Origin of the sequence: Flavobacterium fluviale, assembly GCF_003312915.1 — a bacterium.
GTDB lineage: Bacteria > Bacteroidota > Bacteroidia > Flavobacteriales > Flavobacteriaceae > Flavobacterium > Flavobacterium fluviale.
Window position 1 is genome coordinate 4,110,250 of sequence record NZ_CP030261.1, and the last position, 22,152, is coordinate 4,132,401.

At 34.3% G+C, this 22,152-nt stretch carries 16 protein-coding genes; 2 read left to right on the forward strand and 14 right to left on the reverse strand.

The features are described 5' to 3' along the window. Positions 1-80 precede the first annotated feature (80 nt). The gene (locus HYN86_RS17730) at positions 81-1,244 is read right to left on the reverse strand and encodes a hypothetical protein (RefSeq protein ID WP_113679258.1); all 1,164 of its coding nucleotides are present in this window, start codon (positions 1,242-1,244) and stop codon (positions 81-83) included. A 239-nt stretch (positions 1,245-1,483) separates the two neighbouring features. Between HYN86_RS17730 and HYN86_RS17735 the strand changes: the two genes are divergently transcribed. Next, positions 1,484-2,398, forward strand: a complete 915-nt coding sequence (locus HYN86_RS17735; protein WP_113679259.1) for a hypothetical protein — start codon at positions 1,484-1,486, stop codon at positions 2,396-2,398. A gap of 322 nt (positions 2,399-2,720) precedes the next feature. On the opposite strand, the gene HYN86_RS17745 is transcribed toward HYN86_RS17735, so the two are convergent. The 6 genes from HYN86_RS17745 to HYN86_RS17770 form a co-directional block, all read right to left on the reverse strand. Further along, a complete protein-coding gene (locus HYN86_RS17745; protein WP_113679261.1) occupies positions 2,721-4,739 on the reverse strand; it encodes a glycoside hydrolase family 97 protein in 2,019 nt (672 codons plus the stop codon). A 24-nt stretch (positions 4,740-4,763) separates the two neighbouring features. Beyond that, a complete protein-coding gene (locus HYN86_RS17750; RefSeq protein ID WP_113679262.1) occupies positions 4,764-6,008 on the reverse strand; it encodes a glycoside hydrolase family 71/99-like protein in 1,245 nt (414 codons plus the stop codon). 200 nt (positions 6,009-6,208) lie between these two features. After that, positions 6,209-7,720: a RagB/SusD family nutrient uptake outer membrane protein gene (locus HYN86_RS17755; RefSeq protein ID WP_113679263.1), complete on the reverse strand. Its 1,512-nt coding sequence runs from the start codon at positions 7,718-7,720 to the stop codon at positions 6,209-6,211. Between the two features lie 28 nt (positions 7,721-7,748). Further along, the gene (locus tag HYN86_RS17760; RefSeq protein ID WP_230406390.1) at positions 7,749-10,766 is read right to left on the reverse strand and encodes a SusC/RagA family TonB-linked outer membrane protein; all 3,018 of its coding nucleotides are present in this window, start codon (positions 10,764-10,766) and stop codon (positions 7,749-7,751) included. Positions 10,767-10,795: 29 nt separating this feature from the next. Continuing rightward, positions 10,796-11,878 (reverse strand): hypothetical protein, encoded by a 1,083-nt coding sequence (locus HYN86_RS17765; protein WP_113679265.1) that lies wholly within the window; start codon positions 11,876-11,878, stop codon positions 10,796-10,798. 8 nt (positions 11,879-11,886) lie between these two features. Beyond that, a complete protein-coding gene (locus tag HYN86_RS17770) occupies positions 11,887-12,408 on the reverse strand; it encodes a DUF5004 domain-containing protein (RefSeq protein WP_113679266.1) in 522 nt (173 codons plus the stop codon). 479 nt (positions 12,409-12,887) lie between these two features. Here HYN86_RS17770 and HYN86_RS17775 point away from each other — a divergent pair, with 479 nt between their 5' ends. Further along, positions 12,888-14,486 carry a DUF6377 domain-containing protein gene (locus HYN86_RS17775; protein ID WP_113679267.1) on the forward strand — a complete coding sequence of 533 codons (1,599 nt, stop codon included), beginning with the start codon at positions 12,888-12,890 and terminating at the stop codon, positions 14,484-14,486. Between the two features lie 135 nt (positions 14,487-14,621). On the opposite strand, the gene HYN86_RS17780 is transcribed toward HYN86_RS17775, so the two are convergent. The 7 genes from HYN86_RS17780 to HYN86_RS17810 form a co-directional block, all read right to left on the reverse strand. Then, positions 14,622-15,845: a sterol desaturase family protein gene (locus HYN86_RS17780; protein WP_113679268.1), complete on the reverse strand. Its 1,224-nt coding sequence runs from the start codon at positions 15,843-15,845 to the stop codon at positions 14,622-14,624. Between the two features lie 126 nt (positions 15,846-15,971). Further along, entirely contained in the window at positions 15,972-17,258 is a 1,287-nt protein-coding gene (locus HYN86_RS17785) for a Glu/Leu/Phe/Val family dehydrogenase (RefSeq protein WP_205334611.1), read from the reverse strand. A gap of 446 nt (positions 17,259-17,704) precedes the next feature. Further along, on the reverse strand, positions 17,705-18,559 hold the full coding sequence (locus tag HYN86_RS17790) for an EamA family transporter (protein ID WP_113679269.1): 855 nt from the start codon (positions 18,557-18,559) through the stop codon (positions 17,705-17,707). A gap of 102 nt (positions 18,560-18,661) precedes the next feature. Continuing rightward, entirely contained in the window at positions 18,662-20,125 is a 1,464-nt protein-coding gene (locus HYN86_RS17795) for an AAA family ATPase (protein ID WP_113679270.1), read from the reverse strand. 168 nt (positions 20,126-20,293) lie between these two features. Further along, positions 20,294-21,412 (reverse strand): vWA domain-containing protein, encoded by a 1,119-nt coding sequence (locus HYN86_RS17800; RefSeq protein ID WP_113679271.1) that lies wholly within the window; start codon positions 21,410-21,412, stop codon positions 20,294-20,296. A 106-nt stretch (positions 21,413-21,518) separates the two neighbouring features. Further along, positions 21,519-21,917: a YchJ family protein gene (locus HYN86_RS17805; RefSeq protein WP_230406391.1), complete on the reverse strand. Its 399-nt coding sequence runs from the start codon at positions 21,915-21,917 to the stop codon at positions 21,519-21,521. Next, entirely contained in the window at positions 21,889-22,122 is a 234-nt protein-coding gene (locus HYN86_RS17810; RefSeq protein ID WP_057116258.1) for a hypothetical protein, read from the reverse strand. The genes HYN86_RS17805 and HYN86_RS17810 overlap by 29 nt, the downstream gene beginning before the upstream one ends. Between the last annotated feature and the right edge of the window lie 30 nt (positions 22,123-22,152).

Here is a 22,152-nt window from a genome sequence, read left to right on the forward strand (position 1 = left end):
ACAATTTAGAATTGATATTATTCTACTTTTATTGTTATTGATTTTTAATATTGATTTTTAATATTGATTTGATATTGAATCTATTTTTTCTTCTTATTAAAAGCTGCATAAAACAGCGACAATACTATCCAAACCGATACGATTACAATAAAATAGATTCCGATAATGTTTGGATGCAGATAATTCGGTTCGTAAAAAAGCTTATTTAAAGTGGCAAATTTTTCTGTCAAAGCTTTTCTTTCAAAATTATTTCTAATTCCGTTCAACGGTTCATTCTGGTTATCTCTATAACGAAACACATCTTGAGTCAGTTGTTTTGGAACTAGATTCGTTTCTACATTGTATTTTCTTAAAAGTGTATCCAATTTTTTAAACTCATATGTCAAAGAATCTTTCTTGGATTTGTAGAGTAATTTATAACGGTCTACAGCAGATTGATATTGCTGTTTATAGACAGAATCACCTTTTACTGGATTAAATAAAGATTTGTTTTGTAAAAAGATGCAGATTTCTTCATCATGATCAGGATGTACCGGAAGTCCTTTAAAAATAATCTCTGTACTATCATTCATAACCTTTTTTGAAATAATTCTTTTATAGAACACTTCTTTATCTAGACCAATAATATCCAAAATACTGTCTGCTTTATTTGTGGTTTTATCAAAAGTACTTGTAAGCGCTTTTATGGTATCAATACTATAATAATTAGTTTCAGTTATCGGGTATTCGCCAGCACTAATAGTATCTTCCTGCTTTATTACAGGATAGGGTTTGGGATATAAAATATTCTCATAATTAAACAGTTTCTCTGAGCTGTATGACGTGTAACCATATAAAAACGGATTCAGGACATTGAGCAACTTTTTGTCTTTATTAAAATTATTTTCAGATAATTCTGTTTTTAGTTTAGCATTCATTCCGAAGCTATAGCTAATGAAAAACGAAAAAGTTAAAAACGAAACGATTAATAAACAGCCAGCTATTTTAAGTAAACCCACTCCTTTGTAATTCTCCCTGGAATGATTTCTAAGTAGAAAAATTAGAAAGAAAAGCAAAAACAAACCGCTTACGAAAAAATGCGATATAGAAACATCATCGTAAAACTTAAAACGATAAAACTCAGTATAAATATTAATTTTCCCTATTCCTTTAAAAGTAAAATAACCATATAAAAAATAAGCTAAATGAATTAAGGCCAAGACAATTACTGATTTTACGAAATAACGTTTTAGATTTTTGTTCATAGAATTTAAGTATTTACTCTCAAATATAAGTTATTTATCAAAAGTAACAATGGCTTATTATTGAAGGTTTCAGGCATTTTCTTACTATTATAGAAAATAAAAGAGAAACATAAATACCATATTTAACTGATAACCAAACACTTCAATTTAACATTTTGATCTGAAAAACAAAAATGAACGATTATTTTTACTAACTTTAATGTTAAATATTACCTAATCAAAATCTAAACACTAATCTGATGAAAAAATTATTTGTTTTTTTGGTAATGACGCTCTTATGGATTCCGCTAAAAGCTCAAACTATTGCAGAAAATAATTCGAGTGAAAGTGTAACAACTTTTAAAACTGAGAATGAAGATTTTCAGGACAGTTATTCAGACGATCTTCCGTGGCATGCGAGAAGATTTAAGGTAACGGCGGGTGCTTTTTTTCCTGTAAATAATACGGAAGTTGAAGTAGGAAGTAATAATGGAAACTTTGGCAATTTAATTGATTTTGAGAAAGATCTCGGATTTAATAAAAGTTCTGTTTCTTTTATGGGAACGTTTGAATGGCGAATCTCAAGAAGATCAAGACTTGGAGCAGAATATTACTATTTGAGTAGAAGTGCCACGAAGACACTTCAGAGGGAAATTGAATTTGGTGACCACATTTATCCGGTAGATGCTACTGTTTCTGCTTTTATGGATAATCATATTGCTAGAATTACCTATAGCTATGCTTTTATATCAAAACCAAAATACGAAATTGGAGCTCTTATTGGAGCGCACGTTTTGTTTGGAGATGTAGGTATGAGATTAGAGGGAGCAACAATAGACGCAGAATATAAAGATAATTTTGACTTTACTGCTCCGCTTCCTGATATTGGAATTTGGGGCGAATTTGTATTGGGGAGAAAAGTTGGACTTTATGCTAATATCAATTATTTTGCTATTAAAATTAATGACTTTGACGGGCGTTTGTTAAGTTACAATTTATCTGTTTTATATAATGTTTATCAAAATTTCAGTTTAACGGCTGGATATACTGGTCTTAATATCAGAGTAGATGTTGAAAAAGAAAGGTTAAATGGATTTTTTAAATGGGGATATAATGGTCCGACTATAACCGCAACTTATAGCTTTGGAAATCATGTTAAGCTTTATAAACATTAATTTTGAAGGTACTAAGGTTCTGAGGGTGCTAAGGTTCTAAGTTTTTTTTAACCGCAAAGGCGCTAATATTTACGCAAAGTTCGCAAAGTTTTTTTCTCAAAGCTTTGCGAACTTTTTCCGTTTTTTCAAAACCTCGCTTGTTAAAAAACTTAGCGTGCTTTGCGGTAAAATTATACTCAAAGCGAAGAAAACCTGAAACCTGAAACCTGAAACTTGAAACCTGAAACAAAAAAACAAACCCGATAACTCTCCAGCTATCGGGTTTGCATTACTAAACTTAAACTTAATTAACTCAAAATAAACTCAACTAATTTATTTCCATTTATTTCTCTATTGGAGTAAATTTTACTGCTGTTCCTCCTCCAGCTGCTAATTTGATATTTAAAACAGTTTTGCTGTTGACTTTTTGTTTAGAGATTGAAACTGGATACGGATTGGTTTTGTAATTTGCCCCAGTTCCGTCTGCGTAAATTTCGGCTTCGTATTCTTTGTCTTTATCCAAAAATGAAAGTCCGACTTTTAAATCACGTGCATTTCTATTCGTGATTGAACCTAAGTACCAGTTTTTCTCCTCCCAGTCTTTACGGGCAATTGTCGTGTATTCACCAATTTTAGAATCTAAAACTTTAGTATCAGACCAAGTGCAAGGAACGTCTTTTACAAATTGAAATTCTGGTTTGCCTTCATAATTTTCAGGAAGATCTGAAGCCATTTGCAACGGACTGAAAATAATGACATACAATGCCAATTGGTTGGCTAAAGTAGTCTGAACTTTTGCCCCAGAAGGCGTTTTATAATCAAAATTGAAATTCCCCGGCGTGTAATCAAAAGGTCCAGAAAGCATTCTGGTAAAAGGAAGCGTGGTTAAATGCTCTGGCGTATTTCCTCCATCTACAGACCATGCATTATACTCTTGTCCACGTCCGCCTTCCTGCGACATAAAATTGGGATAAGTACGCTGTAATCCTGTTCCTTTCATTGGTTCGTGGTTATCGATCATGATATGATATTTGGCCGCAGTCTCAATTACTTTTCTGTAATGACGTGCTCCGTACTGGCTGTCGTGCCATTCTTTTTTATCCAAGAATTTGTTTACGTAACCCGTTTTAACCGAATTCACGCCCATTTTTTGATACAATTTGAATGCTTCTTCCAGTTGATTTTCATAGTTTTTGGTTGCTCCTGCAGTTTCGTGATGTCCTATTAAACGAACATTTTTCATTGCGGCATATTTTGTAATTTCTTCCAAATTAAAATCTGGATAGGCTTTTACAAAACTAAATGCAGAACCATCGGCTGTCCAATCGCCGTCCCAGCCTTCATTCCAGCCTTCAACCAAAACGCCATCGAAACCATTTTTTGCAGCAAAATCAATGTACTCTTTTGTGTTTTTTGTTGTTGCTCCATGTTTTGGTCCCTTTCCCCAAGTAAATTTTTCTAAGTGCATTCCCCACCAGATTCCAATATATTTTGAAGGTGTGATCCAAGATAAATCTTCAATTTTAGATGGTTCATTTAAATTCAGCATAATGGTCGAAGTGGCTACTTCTCCCGGATTCTTACCTACAACAATGGTTCTCCACGGTGTTTTAAAAGGCGTTTCTGCATATACTTTTACACCATCTGCCCACGGCACCAAATCACTTTTGTATTGTTTGTCTGTAGTTTTTAGAAGCGTCATTGAAGCAAAATCCGTAAGATTGGCTTCGTGAATGGCTACATACATTTTATCTTTGGTTTCAAAAGTTGCCGGCGTATTAATGGTATCTGTTTTACTCATCAACGTTTTGCGGTACTCGCTTTCGTAATAACTATTTTCTCGATGAACTGGAATCCACCACACCTCATTATTGTCTTTAAAAGTAAACTGTGTTATTTCATTAGAAATTTTGACTTTTCCTAAATGAGGCTGTTTTGGAAACTCATAGCGAAATCCTACTCCATCATCAAAAACCCTAAAAATAATATCCACCAAACGCTCCTCGCCTTTTGCTTCTTTTAAGTGTACAATTAATTCGTTATGATGATCTCTTACTTTTTTGAATTCTCCCCAAGGCTGTTCCCAAGTTTCGTCAGCCGATTTTTCTTCTGTTGAAACGACTTCAAAACCTTCCGTCATTTTAGGAAGACCTTGAAATTCGAAACCAAGAAGAGAAGGTTCAATAACCGATTTTCCGTGAGAAGAAAAACTGTATTGCGGCTGTCCCGCAGCTGTTAATTCAAAAGTTAATTCGGAGATTTTTTCAGGAGAACTGATTTTATACGTTTTTTTAGTACTGCAGGCAAAAATCAGCATTGATGCGAGCGCCATTAAACAGTATCTATATTTTTTGTTTTTCATTATTTAATTGTATTAATTACAGCTCTATTTAATTTCGCTCATTATTTGTTTTGCTTTTGCTGACTGCATGGAAACAAAATAATTAAACGCTTGGTCGAGTTTTTTCTGGGCTTCAACATTTCCTTTTTTCTGCACGCGTAAATCATACAATCTGCTGATTTCTGGAAAAACATTTTCTGTATTTTTTACTCCCGAAAAAGTTTTGATCTTTTCAATAAAAGAATAACCAAATTCAACTGTAGGTTCAAACATTGTTCCTTCTCCGAAATCATTCCAAGTAATCAGCTGCAAATAATCAACAACAGCATTCTGAGCTATAGCCAACGTTGCGTCCAGCGTCGCTCCGTTATTGTGCTCTATTGTCCAGCCAATTGCTGCACCGCCCCCGCCTTCTGCATAAAAATCTTTAAAGCCTGGATAAGCACTTCCCATAGCAACGCCCAATTTTGGTTTGGTATTCGTGTAGAAATTAGTTAGAAAACTGTTGTCCTTGTATACCCATGCATACTCGCCAGAGGCATTTTCACCCGCTTTTACAGAATGATCCCAAAGTGTCAAAAAAGTTGGTTTTGTGGTTAAAGTATTAAATACATTAGTCCATTCAGCAGGAGTCTGCAGGACAATTGGTCCAAAATTCATCAACAGAGGTTTGCCATTAATTTTGATATAATTAGCATCAGTAAAATAATTATTTTGCACATAAGCTAAATCTGTTTTTGCAGCGCTGGTTACCGAGATTGCTTTGCCGGCATTGACAACGTTGGTTAAAAATCGATCTTCATAGACAATAGCATATTCTAAACCTACTTTTTCGAGCATGTCAATTAATTGTTCTGTATTCTCTTTGACCATTCTATAATCATTTACATCGTAGGTGCCGTACCAATCGATCAGGATTCCATCAATTCCTGAATATTTCATCAGTAATAAATGATTTTCAATCACATTTTTATCGCCTGAGTGATAAGGCCCGATCAGCGGATAATAATACGATGCGATTTCTCTTCGTCCGTTTGCCCCTACGTTGTTCGGATTTTTGTTGGCCATTGTCCAATGATATCCCCATTTTTTATCGGAGGTGCTTTCGTTGGTCTCAAACCAGGGCATGTAATGCATATAAATTTTGGTGCTGTTGGTTTTCTCTATCGCAACAGGTTTTACTACTTCTGATTCTATTGGTTTCTCTGGACTTTTGTCATCGCTGCTGCAGCCAGCAACCATCACAATGTTCATTAAACCAAAAACCAGCGATGTGATATATCTTTTCATACTGATGTATTATTTATTATTTTATATTTTTTGCCACAGATTAAAAGATTAAAAGGATTTTTTTTTGTTTTGCATTTGTTAATTATAATCTGCGAGAATCTCTTAATCTGTGGCTAAAATAAAGCCCGTCAGATATTCATTCTTAAAAACATATCAGCCTTCCACGACTAACCAACATGGAAGACTGACAGTTTAGAAACCTAATTCAAAGGATACCCAGGATTTTGTTTTAGGTTTTTATTGGTAGTTAAAACAGTACTCGGAATTGGAAAAATTGCTCTGTATTTTTCTGTAGCTCCTTTTTCCCACCAAGGAAGGAAAAATGTTCCAAAACGAATATTATCTGTTCTTCTTCGTCCTTCAAAAGTAAATTCTTTAAGAAGCTCTTGATCTATAAAAGAAAGGTCTATTACTGCCGGCATTTCTTCTCCAGCTCTTGCAGTTACCTGCTGCAAAAATGGTCTTGCTAAATCTGGCGAGCCCAAACGCACGTAACATTCTGCCTGCATCATCAAGATTTCAGAATAACGGATTAATACAAAATCATGATCGCGCTCCCATTGTTCTCCCGCTTTCATTTCGTATTTCGCTAAACGAACTCCTTCGTTTTCTTTGGCGTCGGTTAAACTTGTCAAGTTTTCTGTATAAGTCAACGGTTCTCCATTGTCCATCATAATTACAGAACCAGTGGCAAGATTAATTTGATCTCCTGCCAGCATACATTTTTTTCTTTTGTCTGTATCTTCAAAAGCTGAATATACTCCTGGCTGAGCGCACATTCCATTAGCGCTCCAAGGATAATTTCCTATTGGCGAAATCGCTAATTTTTGATTGTAATGTGCAGACATTGAATTCATGTAATTTCCAACAGTTCCCGCTTTTGAATCGTAAGGAATTGCAAAAATAATTTCGCTTGAAGTTTGATTTTCTGTAGCGAAATTGGCAAAGAAATCTGGTGTTAAACTGTAACCTGTTACTTTCTGACATGCATCTAAGCAATCCTGCCAGCGTGCCACACCAATAAATGCTTCTGAATTTAGATACAATCTTGCTAAAATAGAATACGCCACATTTTTAGTCAATTTAGAGTACACCACATTTCCATTTAAAATCGGAATTGCATCTGTCAATTCTTTTTCAACAAAATCGTAAACTTCTTTTCTAGTTGAATTTGTTGGAAGATCTGTGTCCTCAAAATTGGTTACAATTGGAACATTTCCAAATAAATCCAAAAGATTGTAGTAATAATAAGCTCTAAGCGCTTTTAATTCTGCAAAAATGGGTTCTTTTGCTTTTTCAGTCAAAGATGATTTATTGATTTGATAAATGATTGCGTTGATCTTAGCAATTCCAGTGTAATTGTAACGCCAAGCCGAAAGAATCATTCTATTATCAGCTTTCCAAGTATGTTTTTGCGCATCTTGATATTGTCCGCCGTCGTACCAGTTTGTTCCTCTTGTTGGAATTGTGGCTTCGTCTGAAACTACTTCATTCAAAAAGAAAACATATTCGCAAGTTGGAAAATTATTTGATATTGCATCAGAGAATCCTCTTAAAGAAGAATAAGCTCCACCAACCAGCGCATCAATTTCTTTAGTTGTATTTCCAAAATTTCCATCTTCTACCTGATCATATAACTGTTCGTCCAAATCAGTACATGATACCGTAAAAAGCATGCTTAAAAGTATCGCTGCTGTTATTTTGATTTTCATTTTTAATATTTTATGGTTATCAATTCGCTTAATTATTCAGCGTAAAATTTAGTCCAACAGAAATTGTAGTTGGTCGAGGATAATTATTGTACCTGTCAATTCCAGGAGCGGCTAATCCCGTTTGATCCATTACTCCCGTTTGATTAATACCGTCTTGAGCATTTAGACCAATCTCTGGATCTACACCTTTGTAGCCTGTAATTACAAATAGGTTTTCTCCCATGACATAGAATCTAACTTTAGATTTTTTATACTTCAATGGTAAAGTATAACCCAATGATAAGGTTTGAAGTCTAAAGAATGAGGCATCTTCAATCCAATAATCAGAGTACTTTGGTGCCGATGTTATACCGCTGTTTAAAAAGTCATCAGGCACATTAAAAGCTGGCAACCTGTTTGGATCGTTTAACATCATATTGGTTGCATTTAATGCTTTTTGCCCAAACATTCCGTAGCCTGAAATTCCAAGATCAAAATTTTCATAAGTAAAATTCATTCCGATACCTAAAGTTAAATCTGGCTGGATATTTCCTAAATCTCTTTTGTCTGCATCAACCAATGCACTTTCTGCCACAACTTCATTCGCAGCGTTGTAATATTGAATTTTTCCATCAGCATCTAAACCAGCATTTTTAAATCCCCAGAAAGTTCCAACTGGATATCCTTCGGCAATAATTTGAGAATATTGTCCAGACATTCCTGCTAAACCGTGCAGAGATCCGCTGTAGATAACATCTGTTTTATACGTTGGGTTTGAAAGTTTTTCGATTTTTTGAACATTATGACCAAGTGTCAAATTCGCATTCCAATTGAACTTATCTACTTTTACAATATCTGCATTCAAAGTAAGTTCAACTCCTTTGTTTGACATTTCACCAACGTTAGCCAGCATAGTTCCTACTAAATAAGGAGGCTGAGGCACTTCGTAAGTGTATAATAAATCTTTTGTTGTTTTAGAATACCATTCGAATGATCCTGTAATTCTATTGAAAAGACCGAAATCAAAACCAACGTTTATCTGCTCTGTTGATTCCCATTTCAAATCAGGATTCGGATTTTGTTTTGGGGAGTAAGCCAAACTCCAAGTTTTAGTAATTGGATCGTAGTAACTGTCATTTCCAACTCCCAAAATAGAAAGCGATTTGTATTCGCCAATTCCATCTTGATTTCCTGTAACTCCGTAACCAACCCTAACTTTTAAATTGTCTAACCATCCTTTTGAAGATTCCATAAATGCCTCGTTAGAAATTCTCCAGGCTGCAGATGCAGAAGGAAAAGTTCCCCATTTATTATTTTCTCCAAAACGGCTTGATCCGTCACGTCTTACAGTGGCAGTCAATAAATATTTACCGTCGTAACCGTAGTTGGCGCGGGCATAAAACGAAACTAAATTTGATTTCCCTTTGTATGAATAAACATCACCCAAACGATAATTGTAACCAGCCCCTAAATTGTTATAACTGAAAGCATCTGTTACAAAACCGCCTCTTTGTGCTCCAAAACCTTCGTAAATATTTTGCAGGTAAGAATATCCAGCCAAAGCACTTACGTTATGTTTGTCGAAGGTTTTATTGTAGTTGACATAAAGTTCTCCTTGTGCATTTGTATATTCGCCATAACTTCTCTGCGCAAAACCGCCTTCTGTCTGCCCTTCCATAACGGCATACGATGGTTTGTAGGAACCTCCTTTTACGGCATTATGTTCTAATGAAATATTAGCTGTAGCGGTAAAATCGTTTAAGAATTTGACATCTGTTTTAAAATAACCTAATAATCTGTGTCTCTCGTTATCAATTGTTCTGTTGGTTAAAATCTCAACTGGATTTTGATAAATATTTCCAGTTACTTCAGAAAACTCACCATCAGAATTGTAAACTGGAATTGTTGGATTTAAGTTGTAAGCTCTTTCAAAAATTCTATAATCGATAGGATGCCATTTATCGATATTTGCAAATAAACCCATATCAAATTTTACATCGTTATTATCTCCTAGAAATTGGTAAGCTGTTACGTTTCCGCTGATTCTTTCCAAACCAGATCTTTTAATAAGACCTTCATTGTTTAGATAAGAAAGCGAAGTTCTAAAACCGCTGTCTGCTTTACCAGAATTAATACTTAAAGTATGTGACTGCGAAACTGCGGTCTGCTCAATTGCTTTCTGCCAATTTGTGTTTCCGCCATAATCTACAGCATCTGCTAATCCATTTTCACGCACATAACCTCTCCATTGATTGGCTGATAAGAGATCTAAATTATTGGCAGCGTAACCAAAACTTGATAAGCCGCTGTAGGTTACAGAAACTCCTTTAGTTCCAGATTTAGTCGTAATTATGATTACACCATTTGCACCTCTAGAACCATAAATAGCTGTTGCAGAAGCATCTTTAAGAACATCAACCGATTTAATGTCTGCCGGCTGTACGACATTAATATCCACACCTGCAATACCATCCACCACAATTAACGGACTGTTGCTTGCTGTTAAAGAAGTTCCCCCACGTAGTCGTATTGTAGAACCCGCGGAAGGATCTCCAGAAGGACGAATAATATTTAATCCTGCTACTTTTCCTTGTAAAACTTGTTCGGTTGATGAAATGGTTCCTTTTACTAAATCATCGGCTCCAACAGTTGAAATAGCTCCCGTTAAATCTGATTTTTTTACTTTACCATAACCTACAGAAACCACTTGTACTTCTGCCAATGTATAACCATCATTTTGCAGACGTACTTCAAGATTAGAAGTTGTTCCAGTAATCTGAACTCTTTGGGTTGTTGAACCGATAAAGGATACTTCAATTGCACTTCCTACGGCTACCTGAAGACTAAATTTACCGTCAAAATCTGTTGTAGTTCCGTTTTTTGTTCCTACTTCAATGATAGAAGCTCCCGGCAGCACAGTACCAGTATTGTCATAAACGGTTCCAGATATTTGTTTTTTCGCCTGCGCAAAAATCCCCGCAGAGAGAAAAAGCATAAATATCATCAATACCGCCGATTTAGCAGTCCACATTTGATGCAGGACGCTTTTTTTATTTTTACTATTCATTAGAATTGGTGTTTTAATTTAATAGTGAATTATTTATCTAAGGTTTTCAGCGGCATAGTGGTGTCTGAAATCGTTTTGTCTTTGTTATCTTTTACCAAAACATGAATTTCATTCAAATTCGAAATTCCGTTTAGTTCAGAAACTAAATTGACAAAACCTTTTATTTCTGCAGTTCCTCCAGAAAACTCACCCGAGAATGTTTTTGGGCCGGCTGTAATAGTGTAGATTAATTTGTTTACACCTGGTTCATTATTCTTTCTAGACATTCCCAGAAAATCCTTTTGACTGATTTGTAATGGGAAAAAACTAAAACTCGGCGGTGGCGGCGGAATAAATTCTCCGGCATAAATAATCTGGTCGCCAGAATTTGTTGTCCAGTCTTTTGCGACCATAAGGAACGTAATGTTTTCCATAACAAAACCTGCCGGCGGATTGTAATATTGCTGCGGAATTAAATCCATTCTGTAAAAACCATTTCCAAGATCTTTTAATTTTGTTTTTTCAGATACATCTGGAAGCCATGCTTGATATTCTTGTAAAACTGCCCAATTGTTTAATCCGCTATGAAAATGAACACTTTCAACGCCTGCAAAACCATCTTTCAAATTAGAGTTGAATAAAATACTAACTGGTTTATCGATTAAAGGTTTTGTCGGGTACGATCTGATTACCTCGCTTGCAGTATAAAATGAAGAGAAATCAGTGTACGACATATTCGCCACATCACTTTGCTTAGATCCGTTTTTGTTTTTTAAACGAAACCAAAAACCAGCGCTTGCTGCAATTTCTGCCGAAGTCTTAGAAAAATAAACTGTTGGAGTTAAAGTAAAACTCCAGATTTTATTTCCTTCGTACTTAAGTTTGGCAAATTCAGAAGAGTTTTCCCAATTTCCAGCATCTGGTTCAGATGGCGACCAAATCCAGATGTATAAATTTTCGTTTTCAGCAAATGTGGTTGCCGAAAGATCAAAATACCAAGTAACTTGTTCATCGTATTTGTATACAACAGGATAAGATGACATTGGCCCCACAGCTCCAGCGGCCTCTTGTGCCTGAATAAAATTAGGAGCCATCAACAAGGCAAGTAAAATTGTATATATAAACTTTTTCATATTACTTTTTAATTAATAGCATTTAATTTAAATACATAAGACACAAAATCTACTCCGTCTGAAGAATGCGTGAGTTGAAGCTGCATTTCATCGTTTTTTCCTGGAACGGACATCAATCGAAGCTCATCTGTTTTTTGAGTTTTTTGCGCATCGCTGTACAAGTAGATTTTTGTTGCGCCGGAATTAGTCGGCTGAAAAGCTGCGCTTAACGACCAGTAACCCTTTGGAGCAAATAATGGAGGGACATTTCCAGTTACTTCATAAGTTGTTGGCTGTTTTTTTTCGTCTACGCTGAAGTTTATTTTAAAATCTTCGTAGTTGAAATAGGTACTCAAGTTTTCTTCATTTGGTTCGATCTTATTTGCTTTCGCAACTTCATCAACCATTTTCAGATTTGCTAATTGCCAATTCCCATTTACTTTCTCATAAATGGTAATCGGATCTACGTAGCTTCCATCTTCTGTGTTGTCGCAGCTAAGCGCAAAAAAACACATAATAAAAGCTAACCAATAAAGACTTTTACATTTCATAAATTTTGGTTTTTGTTAGTTTGTTACCCCCTTCAAAAGGATAGAGCGAAGCTAGAAGTTAAATAAATCTTAAAAAAAATATCTGAGAAAAATCAAGATTAAAATCACAGATATTTAAACATAAATAATTATAAATCAAATGTTTATATTTATTTTAAAACCAAAAAATCAAGATGGTGTTTAGATCAAAATTGGCAGTTTTTTAATGGTTAAAATGACAATATGTAAAATAATGAGTATATTTTTTTCACTATACATATATATAAGATCATTTTATTGTATAATTGCAAATAAATTATCCATTTTTAACATTTACAGCTTATTTTTATCTCAAAACCACCTTCTAAAGCGGTGTTGTTAAACAATTTAATAGATTCTAAAAATTAGCTTTCGTAAAATTTCAAACTTATTTTTAATTTTAAAATACGATTCACTAACTATATCAAACAATCATTTTTACCCTAAACCAAAATCAAATCATGCAAAGAATATTGATACTGTTTTTCTTCATTGGAAGCTTTTCTTTAATTGCGCAAGAAAAAAATCCATACTTAGAAGAATTAGATCAGGTACTCTTGAAGAAAGATGTTTACCTGAAACAGAAATATCGAAAAATTGAAGCTTTAAAGAAAAATATTTCCAAATTCACGCTCAATCAAAACAACGAGGAGCTTTACAATTGTTATATATCACTATTTGACGAATATAAATCTTTCAAATACGACTCTGCTTATTATTATTTAGAACAATCTAAGATCAAAGCAAAAGTTCTAAAAGATCCTAAATTTTTGTCTAAAAGCCGCATCAAGGAAGGTTTTGTTCTCCTTTCTTCAGGGCTTTTTAAAGAAGCAATTGATACCTTGAATGTAATCGACGATAGCAAACTGGATCTTCGAAATAAATTTGAATACTATAATATAAAAGCCCGAGCGTATTATGATTTAGCCGATTACAATCGTGATCAGCGTTTTAACATTCATTATGTACAGCAGGGAAATCATTTCTTAAAAAAGGCATTGGAATTAATCGGAACTAACACAAACGAATATTGGGCAGCAGAAAGCTTGAAACGTTTGAAACAGCAAGACTGGCGCGGTGCTGAATTCGCTTTTAGTTATTGGATAAACAACTACAATCTGCCTGCGGAATATTACGGAATTGCGACTTCGAGTCTTGGATATATTTATTCAGAACGAGGTTATACTAAAAAAGCCATTCAATATCTCGCACTTGCAGCTATTGCAGATGTCAAAAATGCGACAAAAGAAACTGTTGCGCTTCGAAATTTGGCGAATGAACTTTTTAAAATGGGTTATTTGGACAAAGCCAATGAATACATCAATATCGCGATGGACGACGCTACTTTTTATAATGCCAGACATCGAAAAATTGAAATTTCAACCATTCTGCCAATTATAGAAAAAGCACAATTGAACAACGTAAAAGACAAAAATGACAAACTGGAAAAAATTATTATTCTCTTGACGATTCTTACGGTTATTATTTTTCTGTTTTTGGGAATTATTTTTAAACAATTGAAGGAGAAGAATAAAGCAAGAAAAATTATGGCATCTTCTTATCTGCAATTACAGGAAATGAATGTGAGTTTAAGTGAAGCCAATGCTATAAAAGAAGAATATATTACGTATTTTATTAAGGCGACTTCGGCTTTCATTAATAAAATAGATCATATTCAAAAAAGCACGCTTCATAAAATTATCACCAAAAAAACAGATGAAGTTATTGCTAGTTTGAAGCGTTACAATGTAAAGGAAGAAAGAGAAAATCTGTTCCATCAGTTTGATGAGATTTTCTTGAGATTGTTTCCCACTTTTGTCACGGAATTCAACAAACTTTTTCCGCCCGATCATAAATGCGTTGTAAAGAAAGGCGAACTTTTAAACACCGAACTACGAATTTTTGCTTTATACCGATTGGGAATTCAAGACAGTAATCAAATGGCAGAATTCTTAGAACTTTCTGTGGCTACAATTTATACCTACAAAACCAGAATCAAGAGTAAATCTGATTTTAAAGATACTTTTGAACAGAAGATTATGGAGATTAAAACTATTTAAAGATGCTAAGGTTCTAAGTTTTTTTAGCCGCGAATTCACGAATTTTTATTTCAAAATGATACGTGAAATTTGTGCACGGTAAAATTACACGAATAGAAATTAAAAAATAATTCGTGAATTCGTGGCTGAAAAAATTTATTCTGCTGGCTCCAACTGCAAAATGGTATTCTGATAAATCTTACTCAATGAAAACAATTGCTCTACAAAAATCATGAATGCAATTGGAACAAAGAAAAACACAATTAAGTCTTCTTCGTATAAAAAATAAGTTGAAATCATTGCGAGTCGCGTATATTCCAGATAGTACATCCATTTTCGCTGTTCTAATAAAGCACCACAGTTAATTAAAGTAATGGTAATAAAAGAAAGAACAAACAGTTTATCGTATATTTCTAAATAATCAAAATAATAGGTAAAAACGGTTAATACCAAAGTACAGATTCCCAATTGTATATAGAGGTAATTTTTAAATCGGAGTCTTTGATGCGGATTACTTTTATCTTGAAGAAAACGCTTTTCCAGAATTGGACGAATATCCTGATCCATATGGGCCGGACTTCCAAAAACGGCTTTCCATCGAGCTTTAAATCCGTTCGAGCGTTTCCATAATTCGTAAATTTCAAAATAATAATGAAAATGCTGCCACAAGAAACTATAGCTTTTCAGCGGATGTGTTAATCCGTATTTTGGTTTTTCTTCTTCGGTTTGAAAAGTTCCGAAAATCCTATCCCAAAACGTAAACATATCTCCGTAATTTTTGTCCAGATACTTTTCGTCGGATGCGTGATGAACTCCGTGAACAGAAGGTGTTACAAAAACATATTCGAGCCATTTTATTTTACCGATAAGCTGTGTGTGGGTAAAAAAAGAATATGCTCCGTGCACAATCAGCATCGTAATTACCATCGTGGGATGAAACCCAGCAAAGGGAAGCACACACCAAAATCCCGTCCGAATTATTGCCTGAAAAGTTGTAATTCTGGCCGCAGCGGTAAAATTAAATTCTTCACTGTGATGATGCACAATATGCGCCGCCCAGAAAAAATTTACTTCATGCCCTAATCGGTGGTACCAATACCAGACAAAATCGGTAGCAAGAATGAGGGCAAACCAAACAAAAACATTACTAGGAATATCAAATATTCTATAATCATCATAAATTAAATAATACAGCTGATAAAAACTAGCTGCAATAAATAAGTTAATTAAACGCTCTGCAATACCAATACTGATATTAGAAACTGAACTTTCGTAGTTAAAAATTTCAGGCCTTTTTCTGCGCTGAGCAAGTTTATATTCCAAAAACAAAAAAAGAAAAAAGGCCGGCATGGCAAATGCCAGAAAATTAATATTTTTCATTTGTATAACACTTTCGATTCAAAATTCTCATTAAACACATCAAACAAAAAGACACTTCCATTAATTGCGCTTTTAGGGAAACAAAAAACGTAATTAACGAAAATGATCTTTTCAAGGTAAACCTGATTAATTCTGCTTAAACTGCGGTGCTTCAACAGCAATCTCTTTTATAGATTGTGTTTCGGCTACTTTTTTCAAAGCAATAATATAAGCGGCAATACGAGGTGTTACATCGTGTTTTACTGCAACTCTAAAAACAGTATCAAAACCTTTTTCTAAAATATCCTCCAAACGTGTATTGATCTGGTGGATTCTCCAAGACTCCAAAAGTGAATTTTGAAGCCATTCGAAATAAGAAACGGTAACACCGCCGGCATTGGCTAAAATATCAGGAACAACTAATATATTTTTATCATGCAGAATCTGATCTGCATCTGAAGAAACGGGTCCATTGGCACCTTCAACAATAATTCTTGCCTGCACATCACCAGCATTTTTATGCGTAATAACATCTTCTTTTGCAGCCGGAATCAGTACATCAACATCTAAAAGCAATAAATCTTCGTGTTTTATGGCAACTGAGTTTGGATAACCTTTTATCGTTTTATTATTCAAATTATAATACAAAATCAGTTCTGGAATATTAATTCCGTCTGGATTATGCAAAGCCTCTGAAACATCACTAACAGCAACAATTTTTATTCCTTTTTCATATAAAAATAAAGCCGAATGCAGTCCGACATTTCCAAAACCTTGAATAGCTGCAGTAGCTCTTGCAGGTCTGATTTTCAATTTTTGAAGAGCCAGCAGACTTATAATACTTACGCCTCTTCCAGTCGCTTCTACCCTGCCTAAAGATCCTCCAGAATGAAGATGTTTTCCTGTAACCACAGCATGAATGGGTCTCCCGTGTACTATTGAAAATTCATCCATCAGCCAGCCCATTTCGTCTGGTCCTGTTCCCATGTCTGGAGCTGGAACATCTTTTTCTGGTCCAAAAATATCCGCTAGAGCTTTTGTGTAAGCTCTTGTAATTTTTTCTAATTCTGCTTTAGAATGCTTTTTAGGATCGCAGATAATGCCGCCTTTAGCACCGCCAAACGGAATTCCGGTTACAGCAGATTTCCAGGTCATCCAGGCGGCAAGTGCTTTTACTTCATCCAGATTAACAGCGGTATCATATCGAATGCCTCCTTTTGAAGGGCCTAAAGCTGTATTGTGAATTACTCGATAACCTTCAAAATTTTGAACGTCTCCATTATCTAAAGTAATAGAAAAGTTTACAGTAATTTGTTTTTCTGGCCGCTGCAGTTTTTGTCTAATAGAATCATCTAGTTTCAAAATATCTGCAGCAATATTAAAGCGGTCAATCATCGATTGAAACGGATTATGTTTTATAATTTCTGAACTCATAATATATAGTTTTTAGTTTTGGGTTACTTTTTAAGTTTATATCTCTTTATGAAGATTTTTATCTGCTTTATTCCTTTGCTACATGCAACACGGAATCTTTATTAAACAGCAGCGCATCAAAATATTTATATTTCTATTGGTTCTCATATCTTCATTTTTAAATAATTCAAAAAAAAGCCTTTCATGGTGCAATGAAAGGCTAAAAAAAAAAATAACTAACAAGTACTTTCTCTATTAACGCCATTTCAAAACGCGGTTCATCATGCAGCACATCGCAAAGCTGCATGGAAAAAACGTTTTCATATTTCGGCTATAGTTTTTCATTGTTGAGGCAAATCTACAAATTATATTTATAAATTCTATAGAATTAGTCGAGTTTATTTTCAGTCAATTAAAAACATAACATTAAATCAACTGTAAATTAACGGATTAAAGCCTGAAAAAAATTACTGCAATTGTGAAATAAAGATAAAAATGATAGCAATTAAAGCCAGAAACAAACCAAAAATATTGGTTTTAGAAAGTTTTTCTTTAAAGAAATATGCTCCAATTATAGTTCCAAGAATGATAACCCCCATATTCATTCCTGCAAAAACTGTCGATGGATTTTCGGCAAATGCTTTGTGGGCTTTTAAGTAGAATAATATATTTCCGAAGTTGAAAACTCCAACCAGCATTCCGAAAGGAATATTTTTAACTTCTAATTTTTCTTTTGGAATAATTACTTTATAAAGCACGATAAACACAGAAACAGCAAACGAAATTAGAAAAACCAAAAACAAAGATGTTGTATAAGGAACTGCGGTATACAAAGCGATTTTCTTAAAAAGTATGTCTACAAGTCCAAAACCGAATAATACCAGTGCAGGATAAATCCATTTGTTGTCTTTATTATCCGATTGTTTTCTAAGAATGAATAAAAGTGCCGCAAAACCAATTAAAACACCAATAACTTTATAGGTATTGAACGACTCATTAAACAAAAGCCAGGCCGCTAGAATGGGAATAAAAAGCGACAATCGCTGCGCGGCATCTGTTTTTGCAATTCCCATAAATCGTATGGAAAGCGCCAAAAATAAAAATACAATTGGAAGCAAAATTCCAACTGCTGTATAAATTCCGAAAGGCGCATTATTATCTAATGTTTGAAGATCTGGGCCAAAAGTAAAATAGCAGAGTGTAATGGCTGTTATATAATTAAAAGAAATGATTTGAGAAGGATTTGCATTGTATTTTCTTGAAATCTTAAATACAACACCCACAATAACACTGCATAAAATGCTTAGAATAAGGAATAACATATATTTATATTTGGATTGTAAAAGTAATCTATTCCCAAATAAAAAGGTCCAACCGGTTTTAAAAAACCGGTTAGACCAGATAAAATTTCAAGTAAAATTCGTTTAAAATTTGCTGATATAACTTCCGTAAATATCTCTAAACTGATTTCCTTTTGCAAATCTGTCTTTGCTTAATTTTTTATATTCAACCAATCCCCACAAAACAAATTCTTTCATAAAGTATTGATCTTCTTTTGCCAGTTGAGGCTGGTATTTTTTTAATAATTCATCTAATGGAGTAACTTCATCTAGAATGCTTTTATATTCCGCATCTGAAGCATCGTCTAGTAATTCAAAACCGCTTTCGGCAAAAAACCATTCTACAACATCAGAATACGGCGTTTTTTCGTCTGGTTTTTCTAATTTTTCGATTTTAGGAAAATATTCTGGAAACAAAGTTCTGATCGCTGAACCAATAAGACTTTCGGCTACAACATCTGCTCCCTCCTGCTCTCCTTCATAAACCAATTCTACTTTTCCTGTAATCGCTGGAATGATTCCTATAAAATCAGATAAACGCAGTGTTGTTTTATCAACTCCTGAAATCAATGCACGACGTTCTGCGGTGCTTATTAAATTTTCAAAAGCCGTAATGCTCATTCTGGCACTTACTCCGCTTTTATTATCGATGTATTCGCTTTCGCGGGCTTCAAAACTAATTTGTTCTAAAATATCTCTGGCTAAACTCGGCACATAAACAATATCCGTTTGGTTTTGATCTAATTTAGATTCCTGCTCTGTAATTGTTCTTGCAATAGCAATATTCTCAGGATAATGCGTTAAAATTTGAGACCCAATTCTATCTTTTAAAGGTGTAACAATGCTTCCTCTATTAGTATAATCTTCTGGATTTGCCGTGAAAACAAACTGCATATCTAGAGGCATTCTAACTTTAAAACCTCTAATTTGTATGTCGCCTTCCTGAAGAATATTGAATAAAGCAACTTGAATTCTTGCCTGTAAATCGGGTAATTCGTTGATTACAAAAATACAGCGATTCGCTCTAGGTATCATTCCGAAGTGAATTACGCGGTCGTCTGCATAAGACAATTTTAAATTAGCCGCTTTTATTGGGTCTACGTCTCCAATTAAATCGGCAACTGTTACGTCTGGAGTTGCTAACTTTTCGAAGAAACGATCACTTCTATGCAGCCAAGAAATTGGTGTTTCTTCTCCCTTTTCTTCAATTAGATCTTTGGCAAAACGAGAAATCGGATTTAACGGATCGTCATTAATTTCTGAACCTGATACAAACGGAATATATTCATCTAATAATTCGATCATTTTACGCGCCAAACGAGTTTTTGCCTGTCCGCGAAGTCCGAGTAAATTAATATTATGACGTGATAAAATTGCGCGCTCCAATTCTGGAATTACAGTATTTTCAAAACCATGAACGCCTTCAAAAACAGGTTTTCCTGATTTTATTTTTTCACGAAGATTATTTCGCAATTCATCTTTAATGCTTGTACTTTTATATCCAGCGGCTTTTAATTGACCTAAAGTCTTTATATTATTTATTTCCATTTTATTGAAATATAGATTGTTTATATTGATTTGGTGAGCGTTATATTTTTTTGTCAAAGAAACCTTTGAACCTTTGCTTCTATGAACCTTTGAACCTAAATAGACGCACTGCAGTGCGTCTCTACAGAAAAAAACTTTGAACCTTTGTTCCTCTGAACCTTTGCCCCTTTATTTAATCCTTTTCTTCCTATTCGTTTCATAATCTTCAAAAATCATTTCACCCAAACCTTTCAGCCCAGTATAAAATGCTTTTCCTTGATTTGCTTCTGTAAACTGATTTACAAAACGCTGTAAATACGGATCTCTGGCAATCATAAAAGTTGTGATTGGAATATGCAGTTTTCTTGCCTGCTGTGCCTGCGTGTAACATTTATCCACAATATATTCGTCAAGACCATTACTATTCATATAGTACGAACCATCACGTTCGCGAACGCAGCTTGGTTTCCCATCGGTAATCATGAAAATCTGCTTGTTTGTATTTCGTTTTCTGCGAAGGATATCCATTGCCAGCTGTAAACCTGCAACTGTATTGGTATGATAAGGCCCAACTTGTAAATACGGTAAATCTTTAATTGGAATCGTCCAAGCGTCATTTCCAAAAACTAAAATATCAAGTGTATCTTTAGGATATCGTGTTGTAATCAATTCAGCAAGAGCCATTGCCACTTTTTTTGCAGGTGTAATTCGGTCTTCGCCGTATAAAATCATGCTGTGACTGATATCGATCATCAAAACCGTACTCATCTGTGCTTTGTACTGCGTTTCTTCGACAACCAAATCATTTTCGGTGAGCATAAAACTTTCTACACCATTATTGATCTGTGCATTTCGAAGGCTTTCGGTCAAAGAAATTCTTTCTAAACCATCTCCAAAATTAAACTCACGGAATTCCCCCGTGTGTTCATCTCCATTTCCGGCATGTTTCGTTTTATGATTACCGCTTCCTGAACGCTTCAGATTTCCAAAAATCTGATCTAAAGCCTGTTGTCTTATTGCTCTTTCAGTTTTTGCAGTTATTCCTAATCCAGGACTTCCATCGTCTTTAACTTCATCTCTGATGTATCCTTTTTTCTTAAGATCCTCAATAAAATCGTCGATGGTATAATTTTCGTCGGTAAGTTTATATTCGATGTCCAGTTCCCGAAGCCAGCTGATAGCTTCGTCAAAATCGCCCGAAGTATGGGTGATCAACTCTTTAAAAATAGTAAAAAGTTTGTCAAACGGAGACTGAAAAGGAGCTTCGTAAGTCTTAAAGTAAAAGCCTTTTTTAAATTCGTTTTTCATAAATCTAAAATTACGTCTTTTTAGAATTATGAAAAACGAATCGTTTATTAATTTTTAGTTAAAATATTTAAGCAAAACCTATAATTAACAATGTTAGATCTGTTAATTATTCAAATTTTCCGTCCACATAGTACCATGATCCATTTTCAAACTTAAAAGTGGAAAACTCATAATGTACTTGGGGTATATTATTTGAATCTAAAAAGTGTGCTTTAAATTCTACTGTGTTTTCTGTAAAACTCAATATTTCAAGTTTCTGCCATTTATTAGCCACTGCCCATCTCAAAATTTCTGGTTTTGAATAATATTTTCTTTCTGAAATATAAGTTGTTTCTAAAAGATAATCTGCATTATGAGAAGCATAAGCCGAATATCTCGAACGCATTAAAGCTAGTGCAGATGGAACTTTTTGATTATTATTCAAATACAATCCGCAGCAGTTTTCGAACAGTAAACCGGTATCGCAGAAGCATATTTTATTCTCCATCGACTGGTTCTTCTCCATTAATTTTCACATGAAGCTGGTTCAACAAAACCTGATAACGAGTGATTTCTCTCACTTCTTCATCTTCTTCAGCAAAATCAATCATTTCGTCTAATGTTTCGCTTACTTCCAATAATTTATTGTTTGCTTCTCTGTCATTTTTTGCAGCGATCAAATCGATAATTTCTTGTACGCTTGCTTTTAAGGTTTCGAATTTACTATTCATATATTTTCTTGTTTTTATTTTGTTTCAAGT